Annotated in this window: 15 protein-coding genes; 7 read left to right on the top strand and 8 right to left on the bottom strand. The window is 34.0% G+C overall.

Annotated elements, in window-relative coordinates; translation table 11 throughout:
• The first annotated feature begins 1 nt into the window (after position 1).
• Together QYS49_RS06340 and QYS49_RS06335 are read left to right on the top strand one after the other, a co-directional pair.
• A complete protein-coding gene (locus QYS49_RS06340; protein ID WP_308350876.1) occupies positions 2-3,250 on the top strand; it encodes a hypothetical protein in 3,249 nt (1,082 codons plus the stop codon).
• A gap of 150 nt (positions 3,251-3,400) precedes the next feature.
• Entirely contained in the window at positions 3,401-4,279 is an 879-nt protein-coding gene (locus QYS49_RS06335; protein WP_308350875.1) for a YicC/YloC family endoribonuclease, read from the top strand.
• Positions 4,280-4,335: 56 nt separating this feature from the next.
• Here the strand turns inward: QYS49_RS06335 and QYS49_RS06330 are convergent, their stop codons facing one another.
• Positions 4,336-4,836 carry a DUF6702 family protein gene (locus QYS49_RS06330; RefSeq protein WP_308350874.1) on the bottom strand — a complete coding sequence of 167 codons (501 nt, stop codon included), beginning with the start codon at positions 4,834-4,836 and terminating at the stop codon, positions 4,336-4,338.
• Between the two features lie 181 nt (positions 4,837-5,017).
• On the opposite strand from QYS49_RS06330, the gene QYS49_RS06325 reads away from it, so the two are divergent.
• Both QYS49_RS06325 and QYS49_RS06320 read left to right on the top strand, forming a co-directional pair.
• Positions 5,018-5,605, top strand: coding sequence for a HupE/UreJ family protein (locus tag QYS49_RS06325; RefSeq protein ID WP_308350873.1), 588 nt, complete (start codon positions 5,018-5,020; stop codon positions 5,603-5,605).
• Positions 5,606-5,629: 24 nt separating this feature from the next.
• Positions 5,630-7,939, top strand: a complete 2,310-nt coding sequence (locus QYS49_RS06320) for a M1 family metallopeptidase (protein ID WP_308350872.1) — start codon at positions 5,630-5,632, stop codon at positions 7,937-7,939.
• 478 nt (positions 7,940-8,417) lie between these two features.
• On the opposite strand, the gene QYS49_RS06315 is transcribed toward QYS49_RS06320, so the two are convergent.
• On the bottom strand, positions 8,418-8,807 hold the full coding sequence (locus tag QYS49_RS06315) for an STAS/SEC14 domain-containing protein (RefSeq protein WP_308350871.1): 390 nt from the start codon (positions 8,805-8,807) through the stop codon (positions 8,418-8,420).
• Between the two features lie 278 nt (positions 8,808-9,085).
• Between QYS49_RS06315 and QYS49_RS06310 the strand changes: the two genes are divergently transcribed.
• Positions 9,086-9,316 (top strand): cytochrome b5 domain-containing protein, encoded by a 231-nt coding sequence (locus tag QYS49_RS06310; protein WP_308350870.1) that lies wholly within the window; start codon positions 9,086-9,088, stop codon positions 9,314-9,316.
• Here the strand turns inward: QYS49_RS06310 and QYS49_RS06305 are convergent.
• On the bottom strand, positions 9,305-10,441 hold the full coding sequence (locus QYS49_RS06305) for a Na/Pi symporter (protein ID WP_308350869.1): 1,137 nt from the start codon (positions 10,439-10,441) through the stop codon (positions 9,305-9,307). The genes QYS49_RS06310 and QYS49_RS06305 overlap by 12 nt on opposite strands.
• A 344-nt stretch (positions 10,442-10,785) precedes the next feature.
• Here QYS49_RS06305 and QYS49_RS06300 point away from each other — a divergent pair, with 344 nt between their 5' ends.
• Positions 10,786-11,925 (top strand): hypothetical protein, encoded by a 1,140-nt coding sequence (locus QYS49_RS06300; protein ID WP_308350868.1) that lies wholly within the window; start codon positions 10,786-10,788, stop codon positions 11,923-11,925.
• 261 nt (positions 11,926-12,186) lie between these two features.
• On the opposite strand, the gene QYS49_RS06295 is transcribed toward QYS49_RS06300, so the two are convergent.
• The 5 genes from QYS49_RS06295 to QYS49_RS06275 form a co-directional block, all read right to left on the bottom strand.
• Positions 12,187-13,344 carry an integrase core domain-containing protein gene (locus QYS49_RS06295; RefSeq protein WP_308347323.1) on the bottom strand — a complete coding sequence of 386 codons (1,158 nt, stop codon included), beginning with the start codon at positions 13,342-13,344 and terminating at the stop codon, positions 12,187-12,189.
• 406 nt (positions 13,345-13,750) lie between these two features.
• Positions 13,751-14,230 (bottom strand): hypothetical protein, encoded by a 480-nt coding sequence (locus tag QYS49_RS06290; RefSeq protein ID WP_308350867.1) that lies wholly within the window; start codon positions 14,228-14,230, stop codon positions 13,751-13,753.
• A 310-nt stretch (positions 14,231-14,540) separates the two neighbouring features.
• The gene (locus tag QYS49_RS06285) at positions 14,541-15,074 is read right to left on the bottom strand and encodes a hypothetical protein (protein WP_308350866.1); all 534 of its coding nucleotides are present in this window, start codon (positions 15,072-15,074) and stop codon (positions 14,541-14,543) included.
• A 288-nt stretch (positions 15,075-15,362) separates the two neighbouring features.
• The gene (locus QYS49_RS06280; RefSeq protein WP_308350865.1) at positions 15,363-15,752 is read right to left on the bottom strand and encodes a hypothetical protein; all 390 of its coding nucleotides are present in this window, start codon (positions 15,750-15,752) and stop codon (positions 15,363-15,365) included.
• A 236-nt stretch (positions 15,753-15,988) separates the two neighbouring features.
• Positions 15,989-17,182: a M20 metallopeptidase family protein gene (locus QYS49_RS06275; protein WP_308350864.1), complete on the bottom strand. Its 1,194-nt coding sequence runs from the start codon at positions 17,180-17,182 to the stop codon at positions 15,989-15,991.
• A gap of 50 nt (positions 17,183-17,232) precedes the next feature.
• Between QYS49_RS06275 and QYS49_RS06270 the strand changes: the two genes are divergently transcribed.
• Positions 17,233-17,391, top strand: coding sequence for a hypothetical protein (locus tag QYS49_RS06270; RefSeq protein WP_308350863.1), 159 nt, complete (start codon positions 17,233-17,235; stop codon positions 17,389-17,391).
• The last annotated feature ends 113 nt before the right edge of the window (positions 17,392-17,504 follow it).

The following is a 17,504-nucleotide window of genomic DNA, read 5'->3' as shown; positions in this document are numbered from 1 at the left end:
TATGAATCGGAGAGTAATAAAATATACCGCATTTTTATTCAGCATCACTTTTTTATGGATGTCTGCACCAGTTTTATCACAAAACGCAGAAGAAGTTTACGGTAAAAGTAGAATACAATACCGCTTCTTTGATTGGAAATATTATAGCACACCCCATTTTGACATTTACTACTATTATGGCGGACAAAAACTTGCCAAACAAGTAACTGAAAATATAGAAGAAGAATTTCTAAGAATTACTGACATAATGGGCTATGCACCATTTGATAAAACAAAAATATTCATTTTCAATAGTAATTTAGACCTGAATCAGAGCAATGTGGGCTTAAATGAAGCTCAATTTAATATTAGTGGTCAAACCAATTTTTTAAAAACTCATATTGAGCTAGCATTTGGTGGTTCTTATAGTGAATTCAATGAAGAGATGATCTATAAAATCTCAAAGCTATATGCCAAAGACATGCTGTTTGGTAGCGGAATTGTGTCAGAAGTATTCCAATCAAATTCATTATTCACAGTTCCTGATTGGTTTATAGATGGAGTTGCGGCCTACATCGCTTATGGATGGAATGCAGAAATGGACGATTTTATTCGGTCTTTTTTAATTAGAAATCAAGCGCATAATATTGATAAATTAGAAGGGAAAGAAGCCGAATTGGCTGGACAGTCTGTATGGAATTTTATTTCTGAAAAATATGGAAGAATCAATATTTCTAATACTCTTAACCTCACCAGAATTATAAGAAATGAAGAAAAGAGTATTACTAATACACTTGGAATTCCTTTTAAGGCTTTTTTAAATGAATATAGATATTTTTATATCAACAATTTCTCAGATATAGAAACAGAACAACCTTCAAACAAGAATCAACTCTCAAAACCTTGGAGAAAAAACTTGTCTTACAAATCCAAAATTAGCCCAAATGGCGAATTTTTAGCCTATTCTATTAATAATAAAGGAAAGTATAAAGTTATATTAAGAGAGATAGAAAGTGGAAATGAAAAAACAATTCTGAGGGGAGGCCAAAAAAGATTAGATCAAAATTTTTACACGGATGCACCCGTATTAGATTGGGGCGATAGCACAACATTGGGAATAGTTAATTACGAAAGAGGAATTAACCTCCTTTATTTGTATGATCCATACACTGACGAATTCCAAAAAAGAGATTTGCGTAGATTTGATCAAGTAAACCACATGGATATATATCCCAATGGTAAAACTGCCGTTCTAAGTGCAAATGTAAATGCTCAATCTGATTTATATATCATTAGTACTGGCAGGCCCAACATTAGAAGATTAACCAATGATGTCTTTGATAATCTTTATCCTGCTTTTATTCCCACTACAAAAAGAATTGTTTTTGCCTCAAACAGACAAACCGATTCATTATCAACCGAATTTTCTTACGAGGATATTACGAATAATTATAATCTTTATGAGCTTGACCTTGATAAACCATCAGAACTAAATCAATTGACTAATTATTTTGGTCAGAGTACAAATGTTGTAATACCTGATTCCACCTCTGTATTTTACTTAAGTGATAAATCCGGCATATTCAATTTAAACAAATTGGATCTGAAGAAAAACACTTCAAAACAAATAACTGCATTTGGAACAGGTATTGAGCAATATGATATTATTCCAGAATTAAATTATTTCACTTATGTAATGGATAATAATGGAGATGAGAAATTTTATTTAGAGAAAGATTTCAATTCTAATGAAGGGAAATTTATGCCTTCAACTTTACGGAAACAAGTGCAATTAAGCCGAAATATTAAAACTTCTCCCAAAAAAGAAGAAAACAAGAGCAATGCGATAGAAATCTCTCAAAATCCATTTAATAAATCAGATTCCATAGGAGCAAATGAGAATAAACGAATAAATCAAGACGATGAAATCACGGGTAAGTTAAATGCCGATGACTTTGAATTTCAACAGCAAGAATTTCAGGCTCGACCTGAAGAAAGTTCTCTATTGAAAAACCTGAACAAGTTAAGAAGAAAAACAGGTACAATGGGGCCATTTGATTATGAACCAACATTCACTACTGACAATGTAACGGCTTCATGGTTAATAGATCCATTAATTGGTTTATCAATATATTCTAGATATCAAATGAATGATTTAAGGGAAAACAATAAATTCAATGGCGGATTCAATTTTTCCCTTCAAGATTTCAAAAGTGGTTTGGTATTTGGTGAATATCAGTATTTAGAAAGATTAGTAGATTACAGTGTTCGGTTTGAAAGAGAAGTTTACGCCAAAAAATTAAATGATCGATTTACAGATCAAACCTATGCTTTAAATACTTTGAGCTTCGGTGGTTCATTTCCCCTTTCCAATACTTCTAGCATAAGTGCTAAACCACATTTTGTATATAACCAATTTACAGAAAGTAGTTTCAATGTATTGACTCAAAACAATAGTTTACGAAAAGCCCCTATAAAAAACGAATTTCTCTTTGGTGGAAAAATCGAATATGTATTCGATAACTCTGAACCCATTGGTCTAAATATGAGACAAGGCTTAAGAGGTAAAATAGCTTTTGAGAATTATACTAGTGGGTTTAATGAAGGCCAATCCTTTAGTAAACTATATGTTGACTTCCGAAATTATCAAAAAGTATTTAGGGAAATTACTTTTGCAACTCGATTATATGCCGGAGGATTTTTTGGTCAAAATTCACCCTATTTTATGCTAGGAGGAGTTGATAATTGGGTGTTTAGAAGAATCAACGAACCTGAACCAGGAGCTGAAGTAACCCCTGAAGAAAACCCATTAGCACTTACCTCTGCTGAAAGTCCAATTTTCAATTCAAATATCCTGTTTCATGAATTTGTAACTGGTTTAAGAGGATTTCAGCTGAATGAATTTAGTGGTAAAAATGTAGTCTTACTAAGCAATGAGTTGAGATTTCCCATTTTTAGAGTTTTAAGTAATAATTCCATGACCTCTAATTTTGCGAAGAATTTTCAGTTGATTGGTTTTTATGATATAGGTACCGCTTGGTTGGGAGGAAGCCCTTGGGATCAAGATAATAGTATAAACCGCCAAAATATAGAAAATGATAATTTTAAAGCCGTCATTAGAAATTATAAAAACCCGTGGCTATCTTCGCTCGGATTGGGGTTACGAACAACTTTATTAGGCTACTATGTAAAGCTTGATTACGCTTATCCAATAGAAGACTACATCGTTCAAGATCCTAAATTAAGCTTAAGTATCGGATACGATTTTTAAAAAACAAAAATTTTAAAGCTTGCAGGTTTCTAAAATTAATACCTTTACGTTTAATTAAACTCGATTATAATTTTTGATACCAAAACCCGCAAGGTCAATTTATAACTAAATAATATTGATTAAAGAGTATAATCCACATATTAAAATTTCATGATCAAATCAATGACTGGCTTTGGCATTGCTGAGGCACAAAACGATAACATTAACGTTGAGGTAGAAATTAAAACCCTCAATTCTAAATTTTTAGACTTATCCTTAAAGCTTCCTAAAGTTATAAATGCTAAAGAAATTGAGGTTCGGAATTTAATAACCAAAGCGCTCATTAGGGGAAAGGCTTCTGTTTCTATTAGTATTTCCAAAAAGAATAAGCAATTGGCTTTGCCCAATATAGATCAAGACCTCTTTGCAGCTTATTTGGACAAACTTTCGGAATTAGAGGAATTGAATGGAAGAAAATTCCAAGATATTATGAAAATGTCATTGGAAGCTCCTGAAATCATAAAATATGAGGATGATCAACTGACTGAGGATGATCAACTATTGATTATTGACACGTTGAAAAATGCATTGGAAAAATGTAATGACTTCAGAGATACGGAAGGCAAAACGGTTAGCGATATTTTAGCAGGCTATATCAATACAATTTCTGAAAAATTAGAGATAGCCAAGGAAATTGAGCCGAAAAGAATGGAGAAAATCCGCACCCGACTGCAAAACAACATTAAAGAATTAACCCTATCTGTAGATTACGATCAAGAAAGATTAGAGCAGGAATTAATCTACTATTCGGAAAAACTGGATGTAAACGAAGAAGTAGAACGCTTATCTATTCACCTTAAATATTTCTTAGACACACTCAAAAGTAAGGCCGAATCTCACGGTAAAAAATTGGGCTTTATTAGTCAGGAAATCGGTAGGGAGATCAATACTTTAGGCTCCAAAGCCAATGATTCTGATTTGCAAGAGCAGGTTATTCAAATGAAGGAAGAGCTGGAGAAGATAAAGGAACAGAGTTTGAATGTTTTGTAAAAGAAGAATAGAATGTAGAAAATGAATGCTCATTTTCTACATTCTATTTTTAAATATTAATAAAAATCAAACTCCACTTCCTGAGTTCCATCGCCTTCGGTTAATCTCAAAGTCTTGATTTCCCCTCCTAAATCAGTATGTACTAAATTAGATTGGGTATCAAACTCATCGAATAAAACCGTATTAGTGATTCTGAATTTTTTCGGTTTTCTAACTTTATAAATTTCCTGATATACCCAAAGTACGTTTTCCTCTAATTCACTGCCGATATAGGTGATTTCTTTTTCCTTTCCATCAATTGAAACTGCAAATCTTTTAGAATAATAATCCTTAACCATTTCATCAATTTCTGAAGTATTCTCCATTGCTAAAATATCAAGTCTTACATTATAATGCTTATTCAGTGTCTGCTCAAAATCATCCACAAATACTTTATGCATTATCTGAACTGATTTGGCATCTTCCTTATAAACCAAATCCGTGATAGAAACATAAAAAGGATGAAGCATTCCACTAAGCATCCAGAAAAAACCGATAATAAAATTACTGTATAACATTTTTGAAAGTCTCGTGTCTGTTTTGCAAAATTATGGTAATATTATGTTTTGTTACCATAAAACTGATAATTTAAATAATAGAGCCTATTAGGCAAATACTTGAGTTGAATGAGTAACTATTTGATAATCTGTACCAAATAGCAAAAATTATTATTAATTATAAGGTCATATATAAAAAATTATGTCAACTTTTAAAGCCTACTTTCTAGAAGGACTTGATCACATATTAGATATTAACGGATACGATCACATTTTATTCGTTTTGGCACTAGCGGTAATTTATTTAATGCGCGATTGGCGAAAGGTTTTAATCTTAATAACTGCCTTTACAATTGGACATTCCATTACACTGGCATTATCCACCTTAGATTATGTAAAAATAAATCCTGAATTAATAGAGTTTTTGATCCCAGTGACGATTTTTATAACTGCTTTCGCAAATCTTTTTAAGAAAGAACGAGATTTAAAAAGCACTGGAAAAATGCAATTGAATTATATTTTTGCTTTGCTTTTTGGGTTGATTCACGGATTAGGTTTTAGCAATTACCTGAAAGCAATCTTAGGAAAAAACAGTTCGATTGTCATGGAGTTGTTAGCATTCAATGTGGGATTAGAAGTTGGTCAAATCATTATAGTACTGGTCTTCTTGGTTTTATCTTTTATCTTTATAGACCTTTTTGGCATGAAAAGAAGAGATTGGGTGCTGATTGTTTCCAGCGCCATAGCGGGAATAGCCGTTACAATTATGATGGAAACAAAATTTTGGTAAGTAGTACATTAAATTAAAATAGATATGAAAAGAATATTTACCGCCTTTATGGCACTTTTTGCTTTTGCAGCAACTGCTCAAGAGTACAAAAACCAAGGCAAATTCGAGCAATTGGATTATATGCTAAGGTCACCAAATGTTTACAGAACAGCATCAGGTGCGCCAGGTCACATGTATTGGCAACAAAAAGCCGACTACAAAATTGATGTCACCCTAGACGAAGGAAAAAATCAAATCATCGGTTCTGAAACCATTACTTATACCAACAATTCACCAGATGATTTGACCTATTTGTGGGTTCAGCTTGACCAAAATATGCGTGCAAAAAACAGCATGACTTATGATGTAGCTGAAACTAGTGTTCCTGACAAAGCAAGCGAAGGACAAATTGACCGCATGATGGGATATCCTGATTATGATGGAGGACACAAAATTCAAAAATTGGTAGATGCTGAAGGTAATGATATGAATTACACCATCAACAATACCATGATGAGAATTGATTTGGATGAGCCTTTAAAAGCAGGTGAAGAAATTTCTTTCTCTATTGACTGGTATTACAACATCAACGACAGAGCAAGAATGGGCGGCCGTGGTGGATTTGACCATTTTGAAGATGATGACAATACAGTTTACACCATTACACAATGGTTCCCAAGAATGGCGGTTTACAATGATTTTGAAGGATGGCAAAACAAGCAATTCATCGGAAATGGTGAGTTTGCATTGCCTTTCGGAGATTATGAAGTGAACATTACCGTTCCTGAAGATCATATTGTTGCATCTACAGGTGAATTACAAAATGCTGATGCAGTATTAACCGAGGATCAACTGGAGAGATGGGAAGAATCAAAAACTGCAGATGATCCTGTTTTAATTGTAACTAAAAAAGAAGCTGAGAAAGCTGAAAAAAGTAAAGCTTCCGGTACTAAAACCTGGACTTACCATGCAGAAAACGTTCGTGACTTTGCATTTGGTTCTTCCCGTAAATTTATTTGGGATGCCATGGGTGTTGAAATCGATGGCAAAACCGTAATGGCAATGTCATATTTCCCGAAAGAAGCTTGGGGGTTATGGGATAAATATTCCACAAGAGTAGTGGCTCATACATTGGAAGTTTATTCAAGAATGACCATTCCTTATCCATATCCTGTAGCCATTTCAGTAGAAGCAGCAAACGGAATGGAATACCCAATGATTTGCTTTAACTACGGAAGACCTGCTCCAGACGGCACTTATTCAGCCAGAACTAAATACGGAATGATAGGTGTAATCATCCATGAGGTGGGGCATAACTTCTTCCCTATGATTGTAAACTCTGATGAGCGCCAATGGACTTGGATGGATGAAGGCTTGAATAGTTTTGTACAGTTTGTAACCGAACAAGAATGGGAGCCTAATTACCCAAGCCGTAGAGGACCAGCTGGAAATATTGTTTCTTATATGAAAGGAGACAAACAAAATATCCGTCCAATTATGACAAATTCTGAAAACATCATTCAGTTTGGAAATAATGCTTACGGTAAACCAGCAACAGCCTTAAATATATTGAGAGAAACTGTAATGGGAAGAGATTTATTTGACAAAGCATTCAAAACCTTCTCTGAAAGATGGGCTTTCAAACATCCTACCCCAACTGATTTTTTCAGAACAATGGAAGATGCATCCGCTGTTGATTTAGATTGGTTTTGGAGAGGATGGTTCTATAGCACTGACCACGTGGACATCGCCATCAAAGATGTAGAATGGTATAAATTTGATTCTCAAAACCCAGATGTAGAAAACAAAATCAAAAAAGAAAGAGCAGAGGAAGAGAGCTACCATGTAACGCCTGATAAAAACAAGGAAGAAGGTGTTAAAACCATAGTAGAGAAACATCCTGAATTGAAAGATTTCTATAACAGCTATGATCCTTTTGAAGTAGATAGCGATGATAGAAAAGCTTATAAATCATTCAGAGCTTCTTTATCTCCGAAAGAGAAAGAGTTGATGGACGGAGGTTATAATTTCTACGAAGTTGAATATGAAAACGAAGGTGGATTAGTAATGCCAATCATTGTGGAGGTCACTTACACAGATGGAAGTAAAGAAACCTTAAAATATCCTGCTGAAATTTGGAGAAAGAGAGAGAATACTGCCACTAAAGTGATTATTTCTCAAAAAGAGATTGTACAATTTCAGGTGGATCCTAAAAGAGAAACAGCGGATGTAGATGAAGAAAACAACTACTGGCCACCAAGAAGTATTCCTAACAAATTTGAATTATATCAAAGAAAGAATACTACTCCTAGAGGTCAATCTCCTGAGGATAATGAAATGAGCAGAAATAAATAGTGTAGTTTCACTACAAATAATATATTAACCACAAAAGAGTCAACAGAAAACAAAAGTTAGTTTTAATTGATTCTTTTGTGGTTTTTTATTTAAACGAAACTTTAAATTGACTGCTATTTCAAGATTTCATTTTTCTAGCAGCCCCCTATAATCCGCTTTAGCAACACCCCTGAAGTCCCCTCAAGGTGACAATCTCACAGATTTACATCAGAAAAAAACAATAAAATTACTGCTATTCTTTACGTTAGCAAAAATCTTAAACTCTCATTTAAAGTTCAGTTTAAATACTATGAGGACTTGAAATAAGCATTAATACCCCTTTGTGCCTGCCTTTGCAGACAGGTCCTCAGTGAATCATTAGAGAATCTTAGTGGTTAAAAGGAAACAGCTCAGGCTGTATAAAAAGACAAAGGCAGGGAACCACCCCTGCCTTCTTTGTTAACCTAAACTAAACTATTCCCTGTTTAACATGAAAATCTTATGCTTTCAACCAAGCTTTGGCATCCTCCAAGCTATTGAAATATTGAAAATTTAATTTTCCTTTCTGCTTATCTAAAATATTTTTAGCAGCAAATTTTCTAAATACATCTTTTGAAACTACTACCGCAATTTTTTCTACTTCCTGAGCTGCTTTTGGAATTAGTGACTCAGACACCCATTTTTGATCCTCCAATGATAATAATCCAGCATCAATATTATTTTGAAGCCAATTATTGATCTGTGGCTGCTTACATAAATCGTAATTCGCTAACATAGCAGCACGATAATCTTCACTCTTTAAACTTCCATGAAAAGTAATCATGGCAGCTTGAACATCGATTTGTTCTTCAATGGACACATTTTCTGATTGAGACACTAAAGTTGACATATTCTTATATTATTTTATACAATGCAAAAGTAGCTGACTACTTTAAAACTGTTTTATTTAGCTGACGAATAAAGTTACAGAAGTAGCTCTACATGTATTTTTAAAGTATTTGATTAGACAAACTTTAGTTTTAAAGACAGACCTATTGCCTATAAATATAATTAGGCTAGATTATTCCCGTAAACTATATCTTTTCAAATTTTTATTCTGAAATTTGAAATAAATTAACATGTAATAAAATTATATATTGATTAGCTTTAATTTTAAAAAAGTAACTAATGAAGAAATATAGCCCTCAACAGCTTGCTTTACGGAATGGACAGGACAGAGATGAAATCTGGATAGCTTATCAGGGGATTATATATGATGTCACCAATTCCAAACTATGGAGAAATGGGACTCATTATGAACATTGGTCAGGACAAGATTTAACAGATGAGTTAAAAGATGCTCCACACACTGAAATGGTATTTGAAAGACTGCAAGTGATTGGAGAATTAATTCAATGAATCAGTCGGATTAACGGGCTTATTAATACTCTCCTCTATTTTAACATCTGAATCTTTTTCATTTCCCTCTTCCTTATTAAAAGATATTAAAACAAATGGAATCAGGAAGAAGGTTATGATAATGTAAACAAAACCAGCAATCCTGAATTTCATTGCCAATCGTCCGAAAGCCTTCGCCATTCTAACTGGTATATTTCTTATAATCGGGAAAGGTAAAAAGATTAAAACTCCAATTAAATTAAAAAACAAGTGAACCAAAGCTATACTCACAGCAGCTTCGGATTTAAAAAGTGCTGCAATCAAAGCTGTTATGGTTGTCCCAATATTTGCCCCTAAAATAAAAGTGAAACTTTGCTTCAAGCTTATTTTTCGAGTTGCCACAAATGGGACAATCACTGATGTAGTTACCGAGCTACTTTGAACACCGGCTGTAAAAACAATTCCCCAGAAAAAAGAGCGATATGGGCTACCAAAGAAGTATTTTTGTAAAAATTCCCTTGAACCGCCTGTAATAGATTTATATAAAGTCTTAGATAAAAATTTCACCGTTATGGCTAGCATTACAAAAGAAGAAATAGCCAAAACAACAGGGTAAGGAATTAACCCGCCAATAAACAATACTACAGGCTTAGTAAATAGAAAGTATCGAAATTCAGAATCTTGGACTACATAATCAGCTCCTAAAATAAAATTAGAGGCCGCGGAGGAAAGATTTGTTAATACTCCATAATTGTATTCTAAAGGAAATAGAATGATTACTACCAAAATATTAAAAAAATCATGCACAACTCCAGCTCCTATAGCCTTTCTAAACTCATCCCGATTAGTGATAAAGCTCAAAGAAACTAACGTACTGGTTAATGTAGTCCCAATGTTAGCTCCCATAATCATAGGAATTGCATCAGAAAATTGAATAGAGCCTGAAGCAACGATAGCTACAATCATGGAAGTACTAGTACTACTACTTTGAATTATTGCCGTAATTAATAATCCAATAAAGAGACTTATAAATGGATTTGCTGTAAGATTTATAATAGAATCGGCAATATCCTTATTCAACAATCGAAATGAATATCCAATAAAATCTATTGCAAGAAGAAATAGAAAAATATTAATTGCAATCAATACCAGCCTTTTTAAGGTTGATTGCCACTTTTGGTCATTATTTTTTAAAGTAGTTCTGATGATTTATTATTTCTGAGCGTAAATTAAAATGCAAAATTAGCAGCAAAATAATTAGTAATCGCATTTACAAAGTAAAGCTATTGTTAAGAATTAAATATCACTCCAATTAACCTAAGCTTAACATTATTTCAGCTCACTACTCTAAAAAAATTATGTTTTGGAAACTCGATTAACATTGAGGTAATATTGTTAACAATTTTTTAACTCATACTTTCACTAAGATTAATTAGCTTTGTGGCTGAAACATAATTTTGCTAAAAAAGCAGTATTGAATCAATTTTTTTATGGCTAAGAAACCATTCCTTAAATACAACAGAAATACCGTTTCCGAAGTTACCTACAAAACCTTTGAGATAGCTAAAAAGGAAAAAGCATTTATTACTATGATTGCTATTTTCACTTTTATATGTGGTATCATCTCTCCATATCCACAAATTGCTATGTGGGTAGGCTTTGGATTAGCAGCTTATTCTGCTATTGCAAATGATAGTATTCAAACTATTGGAACATTTATAGCCTCCAACAGCAAAAAGCCTTGGTGGATTCTATGGTTATTTATGGGATTAATTTTCCTTGCTACAGTTCTTTACAGTTGGATTGTTTTTGATGGCGATGTGAGTAGCCAACGATTATTAACAAAAGGCTTTGATAAAGCACCCACTTCCTTTAGTTTTCTTCAATTAGCAGCTCCGATCCTATTATTGATACTGACACGTTTTAGAATGCCAGTATCTACAACATTCTTACTTTTAAGTGCATTTTCAACTCAAGCATCCTCTATTGGGGCCATGGTTGGGAAAAGTTTAACGGGATACGGCTTGGCTTTTATTACCGCCATTTTTGTCTGGTTCTTTGTTTCAAAATTTGTCTCCAAATACTTTAAAAGTAAAAAACCTGCTAAATTTTGGACGCCCGTACAGTGGATTATCAGTGGTGCATTATGGTCTGTTTGGATTTCCCAAGATGCTGCCAACATTGCAGTTTTCCTTCCTAGAAGCTTAAATGTTTATGAATTTATAGGTTTTGCAGGTTTCATATTTATTGGAATGGGGCTTTTATTCTTCCTTAAAGGAGATAAAATACAAAGCATTGTAAATGAAAAAGCAGGTGTTACAGATATTAGAGCTGCCACTATAGTCGATTTTGTTTACGCTATTCTTCTATACTATTTCAAAGTGATCAGCACAGTTCCGATTAGTACTACTTGGGTTTTCATCGGTTTATTAGGTGGTAGAGAAGTTGCCATTGCCATCAGCAAAAAGAGATATAAAAAGAGAATAAAAAATATAAAAAGAGCAAGTAAAATTGTAGGCAGAGATTTCCTTTACGCTACCATCGGACTTGTGCTTTCTGTATTACTGGCAATTGGGGTGAATAAAAAATTCCAGGATCAACTTGTGAGTGAATTTATGAATTTGTTTTAACAGATTTCACTAAGCAATCACCAAAATAAAAGCCTGTATTCGAGATTTGAATACAGGCTTTTTTGATTCACATAATAAAGGTTATTAAGATAGCCATAATTAGTTTTGATTTAATTATGGGATCTGTTCGTTAAGGCAGATTGTTTACAAAGTTAAAGGCACATCCTTTACACTAAAATAGCGCTTAACCTTGTTTGTGTTTTCTTCTTTCTTAGATCTGTTCGTTAAGGCAGATAGTTTACAAAGTTAAAGGGACATCCTTTACACTAAAATAGCGCTTAACCTTGTTTGTGTTTTCTTCTTTCTTAGATCATTTTCATTAAAGTATCCTAAAAATACGTTTCTATAGAATACCTTCCAAATACCATTTCCTTGTTCTTCAGCGGCTACTTGTTTTCTCTCAGCTCCGCGTGATATAAAAACCCAGTAGTTAGACCTCCATCTGACATATCCATTGGTGTATACATTCATGACTTTCATATGTGTTGGATAGTCATATCTGGGGATTCTACTGGGATATTCTCTGGATGAAAATTGATGCATACTAGCAGGTGTTTCCATACCCAGTGCTTCATGTGGCCTCACATAATTATATTCCTCGACAAACTTGTTTAGACTCCTCTGTTGAGACTTTAGATCGTAGGCAGAAGGAAGTGCACAAGCTGCCTTTAAGTCTCTGTGCATGCGTTCATGTCGTCCGTTTTGTTCAGGGTGAGCCGGATCTGAAAACACTGGTAAAATACCCAGCTCAATGAACCAGTAGGAGAGTCTTGTAAAGCGTTGGATAGCACTGACTGATCCGAAGGGCCCACCGTTATCAGTATGGATTTGCCTAGGCAGTCCATATTTGTTAAAAACCCTTGTAAACTCCAATTTAGCGTCTTTAAAGGTCTCTCGGTAGTGTGCTTTAGCAGTGAAGACAAAGCGACTTTTTGAGTCTGCAATGGTGAGTGGATGACAGTACTTTCTGTTGCCCATGACGAACTTCCCTTTGTAGTCAGCCGACCATACTTCGTTGCAGGATTTAGGGTCAAAAATAGGATAGATAGGCTTTACTCTTCGCAGCCTTTTTTGAGGACAAACCAAGCCGTTTTTAGAGAGGATGTTGTGTACGGTAACCACTGATGGAATGTCCTCTGGGCTACAGTGGTTAAACAACAATCGATGTATTTTCTTAGCACCCCATTTTGAATGCCTTTTTTTTAAATCGAGTATGTATTGCTCGACTTTTTCTTTGGTTCTGTTGGGATGATTAATCGGCTTCTTAGCCCGTTCTCTAAGTCCTTCAATGCCTTGCTTTTCATAGCGGTCAATCAGCTTGTAGGCTGTTGGCCTGGATATTTCAAAAGCTTTGCAAAGCTCGGTAATGGTGTACTTATTAGTACGCCATTCGCAGATAAATTCAATTTTCTGTTCCATAGTTGTTGTGTTCTTCCAAGGCATAGCAATTTGAGTTTTTACTCAATTTACTATTCTTAAAAGTGTAAACTATGTCCCTTTAACTTTGTAAAGCATGTCCCTTTAACGTACCATCAATTTCTACAACGCCTGTATAAAACCCGTTTGCTATACTAGGCTATGAAATACTGAAAGTAGTAATTTATGCTTTCACCACAAACTGATAAACTTCATTAATTGCAAAAGCTTAGAATAATTAGAATTCCATACTTGCATAGCGCAATATCTTTGGTTGCCAGCTATGAAAAGCAAGCATAAATTACGGGCTATTTAGCATTCAATTTGCTACAAGGTGGTGAGCAAATGGGTTTTATGCGATGTTAGCGGTTGCTCTTCAATAATGGACATACTTGATTTATTATTAAACTTATCTTATTTTATTTAAAACATAGTTTTTTATTTCTTCAAAATCCTCAATTGTATTGGGGATAAATAGTATGCCAGCTTCTGTCGCATATGCATTTTGTGCAAACATGATATAAAATTTGCTAGCATTAGTATCATATAGGACCATACCATGTTTTACGTACTCCACATTTGTGACTTCATCAAAATTCATAATGACCGTCCTTAGTTCTTTGCCTTTTCTTGTAATTTGATTTTTCTGCAGATAAATGATTGTATTGTCCAAAGGGGAATTGTAGTTGTATCTACCTATCAAACCAATCCCGACCGCAAAAAAGTATGTTAATGAAAACCACAATATACTAGTTGAAAAACCACTGTCTAAAATGAAAACAATCATTAAAGCCAAATAAATAAAGAATGTTATTAAGATCATCTGAAAAAGATCTTTCTGCTTTAAATAATTCTTCTGGTTTGCTTCAATATTATATTGCTTCTCCATATCAGTCTATCCACACATTTTCTTAAAATATTTTAAGGATTAATGGATTTGTAGTTTGAGAGTTTACCTAATTATCGCTAACGCCTACATAAAACCTGTTTGCCTATGTGGGCTATGAAAAGCTAAACTAAGCAATTTATGCGGTTTCCACCAAGGCAGAATGTTGATTAAAGTGATGCTGTCCACATACGGTAGGTCCAGTGCGTCAGTAAAAATAAGTCCGCCCGTTGATGAGGCTGCCACAAAGTGCAAGCATAAATTGCTGGCTGGTTACTGCTGACTTTGCTACAAGGTGCTGAGCAAATTGGTTTTATGTGTTGTTACCTGTGTTTTTTGAATCTGTATTTAAGTCAGTAATCTTTTTAGAAAGAAGATCTACTAAATATTCTGCATTTATATTTGCGTATCTTAGAGTTAAGAAAACAATCTTAGACCTTTCTGGAGGAGTACCAGAAATAGTTTTGTAGATTTTAGTCATATTACTTTTTATTCTGGAACTGTCTTTTAAATGAATTCCTATAAAATCTTCATAGTGACCTGAGTAAGTCTCGCATCCAAGCATTTCTTTAAAAGGTATAATTGAGTATTTGGGATCATCGTAAACTATAAATTCCTTTTCAGTCAATTCAAATTCGGGATTATTTGAAATAAGTTTCATTAATACAGATTTACCACTATAAAGAGCAATGAATGTTATAGATGTAAAAAATAGACTTAGTAATTTCTCACCTATGCTATTGTCTGAGAATATTCCTATAATACCAATTATAAAAAACATTAGAACACCAGGGATTACCATGAGAAATAGTATTGTGTTCCAAATTCTTTTTCTTTTTACTATCATTAGATTAGGAAGAATTTTACAGGTAACGCCAGTATAAAACCCGTTTGTTACACTAGGCTATAAAATACTGAAAGTAGTAATTTATGCTTTCTCCACAAACTGATACACTTCATTAATTGCAATACCTTAGAATAATTAAGCACCTCACTTGACCAAAGCAGTATCTTTGGTTGCCAGCTATAAAAAGCAAGCATAAATTACGGGCTGTTTAGCAATCAAATCTCTACAAGATGGTGAGCAAATGGGTTTTATACCTTGTTATGGGTTTTCTATAGTGTCCTTGAATGCTTATTTAGATTTGATTACTCTATAAATTATAGTAGATAGAATTAAGCCAAGAGCAGAAACTACACCAGAAATTATCAGTGCGGTCTTGAAACCTAAATGTTGATTAAGCTCATTCGAAATTATAAGTGCAAGCGATAAAAAGAGAACTGTTCCGGATAAGATTCTTGTTAGTTGAACTGCCTTTTCTGGAAATGTCGCATTATCGGAAGTAGACTTTTTCCACATTAGATAAATAAGTCCAATTACAAAACCTAATAGTATGATTTCTAAAAGTGATTCAATCAAATCATATTCATCAAGACGACCACTATTTAGAAGTCCTGCAATAAAAATGAAGGCAAATATTGTAGGCAAAAGCCATTTTTCGATATTTTTTCTGGGCTTGGTCAATTTGAAAATGGTTTTTAGGAGGTTCTGATAATGGTTAGATTAGCGGATTATTACCCATAACAATTGAATATTGTCACCCCCCGGTAACTATATATCTATTTTACATTTCTAAACTTACTAATATTTCAATTGGGGACAAAGACCTTTATAACTGACTAAAATGAACTATTTAACGATTAAGCGTAGAATTAAATGTTTAATTCTACGCTAAGAAATCTAAACTTAAATTCTGATAATTATTTACTTTCTAACTCTTTTATAGCCAACCAAGCCATCAAACCCATTCCGGTTTCCAAAGCAAGTGGATCAATATCAAAAGTCGGGGTATGAACAGATGAGTTAATTCCTTTTGTTTCATTTCGAACACCTAAGCGATAAAAGCATGCGTCTGTAGCTTGAGAGAAATAGGCGAAATCTTCCGCTGCTAACCATAAATCCAGCTCCTCCACATTTTCTTCCCCTAAAAATTCGATCGCATTGGATTTAGCTCTTTCTGTTAATTCTGGTTCATTCACTAAAAATGGATACCCATTTCTGATTTCGAATTCACATTTCGCTCCCATGCTTTCCGCCATTCCTTCAGCCATCTTTCTCATTTTTTGGTGAGCAGAAGCTCTCCATTCTTCGTCCATGGTTCGGAAAGTTCCTTCCAGATAAACTTCATTAGGAATTACATTGGTTGCTCCATCTGCTATGATTTTTCCAAAAGATAAAACAGAAGGGATTTTCGGGCTAGCGTGACGACTCACAATCTGTTGCAGTGCCACTAAAATATGTGCTGTTATGATAACAGGGTCAACATTTAATTCAGGCATTGCACCATGACCACCTTTCCCAATGATTTTCATATACAATTCATCGGTACTTGCCATATACATTCCACTTCGGAAACCTACTTTACCTGCATCAATCAATGGCATCACATGCTGACCGATGATATTATTCACATCAGGACTTTTCAGAACACCTTCTTTAATCATTTTGGAAGCTCCACCTGGTACTTTTTCTTCTCCTGGTTGGAAAATTACTTTGATGGTTCCTTCGAAATGTTCTTTTAATTGATTTAAGATTTTTACTGTCCCCAACATGGAGGAAGTATGTACATCATGCCCACAAGCATGCATTACGCCAATATTCTGACTTTTATAGGGAACATCATTTTGCTCTGTGATAGGAAGGGCGTCAATATCAGCTCTTAAAGCTGTTACTTTTTTATCTGGATTTTTACCTTTGATTAAAACCACTGTACCTGTTTCAGCTACTCCTGTTTGATGCTCAATTCCCCAGTCTGATAAGGTTTTGCTGATGAATTTAGCGGTTTCAAACTCTTCGAAAGAGAGTTCTGGATTACGGTGCAAATGCTCTCTAATACCTTTTATCTCTTCAAATTGTGACTTTGCCAGTGATTGAATCTCTGATTTTAAATCCATTTTATGTTTTGATTTTAGGTCTTAACTAAAATTTTGGGAATGATAAAAAATTGCTTTCATTCTTATTGATTAACAAACATTTATTTTTAACCACAATAGAAACAAAAGAAAACAAAAGGATTTTCGCCATAGCGAAAATATTTGTCATTGAAATCATCAGTGCCAGAGTCACCAGTATTCATCACCATCTTGAGGATGGCGATACATAAAAAGTAAGTTCCTTCCGCTAGCGTCTCGCTAGTGGAAACTACTACCGCCTCTGGTGGATTCTATTTATTTTTTACTAACTACCTATTAAAATATTATGCTAGGCATTAGTAAA

The sequence above is a fragment of the Marivirga salinae genome, from assembly GCF_030503855.1.
GTDB classification, from domain to species: domain Bacteria; phylum Bacteroidota; class Bacteroidia; order Cytophagales; family Cyclobacteriaceae; genus Marivirga; species Marivirga salinarum.
This window is presented reverse-complemented; position numbering and strand designations above follow the sequence as displayed.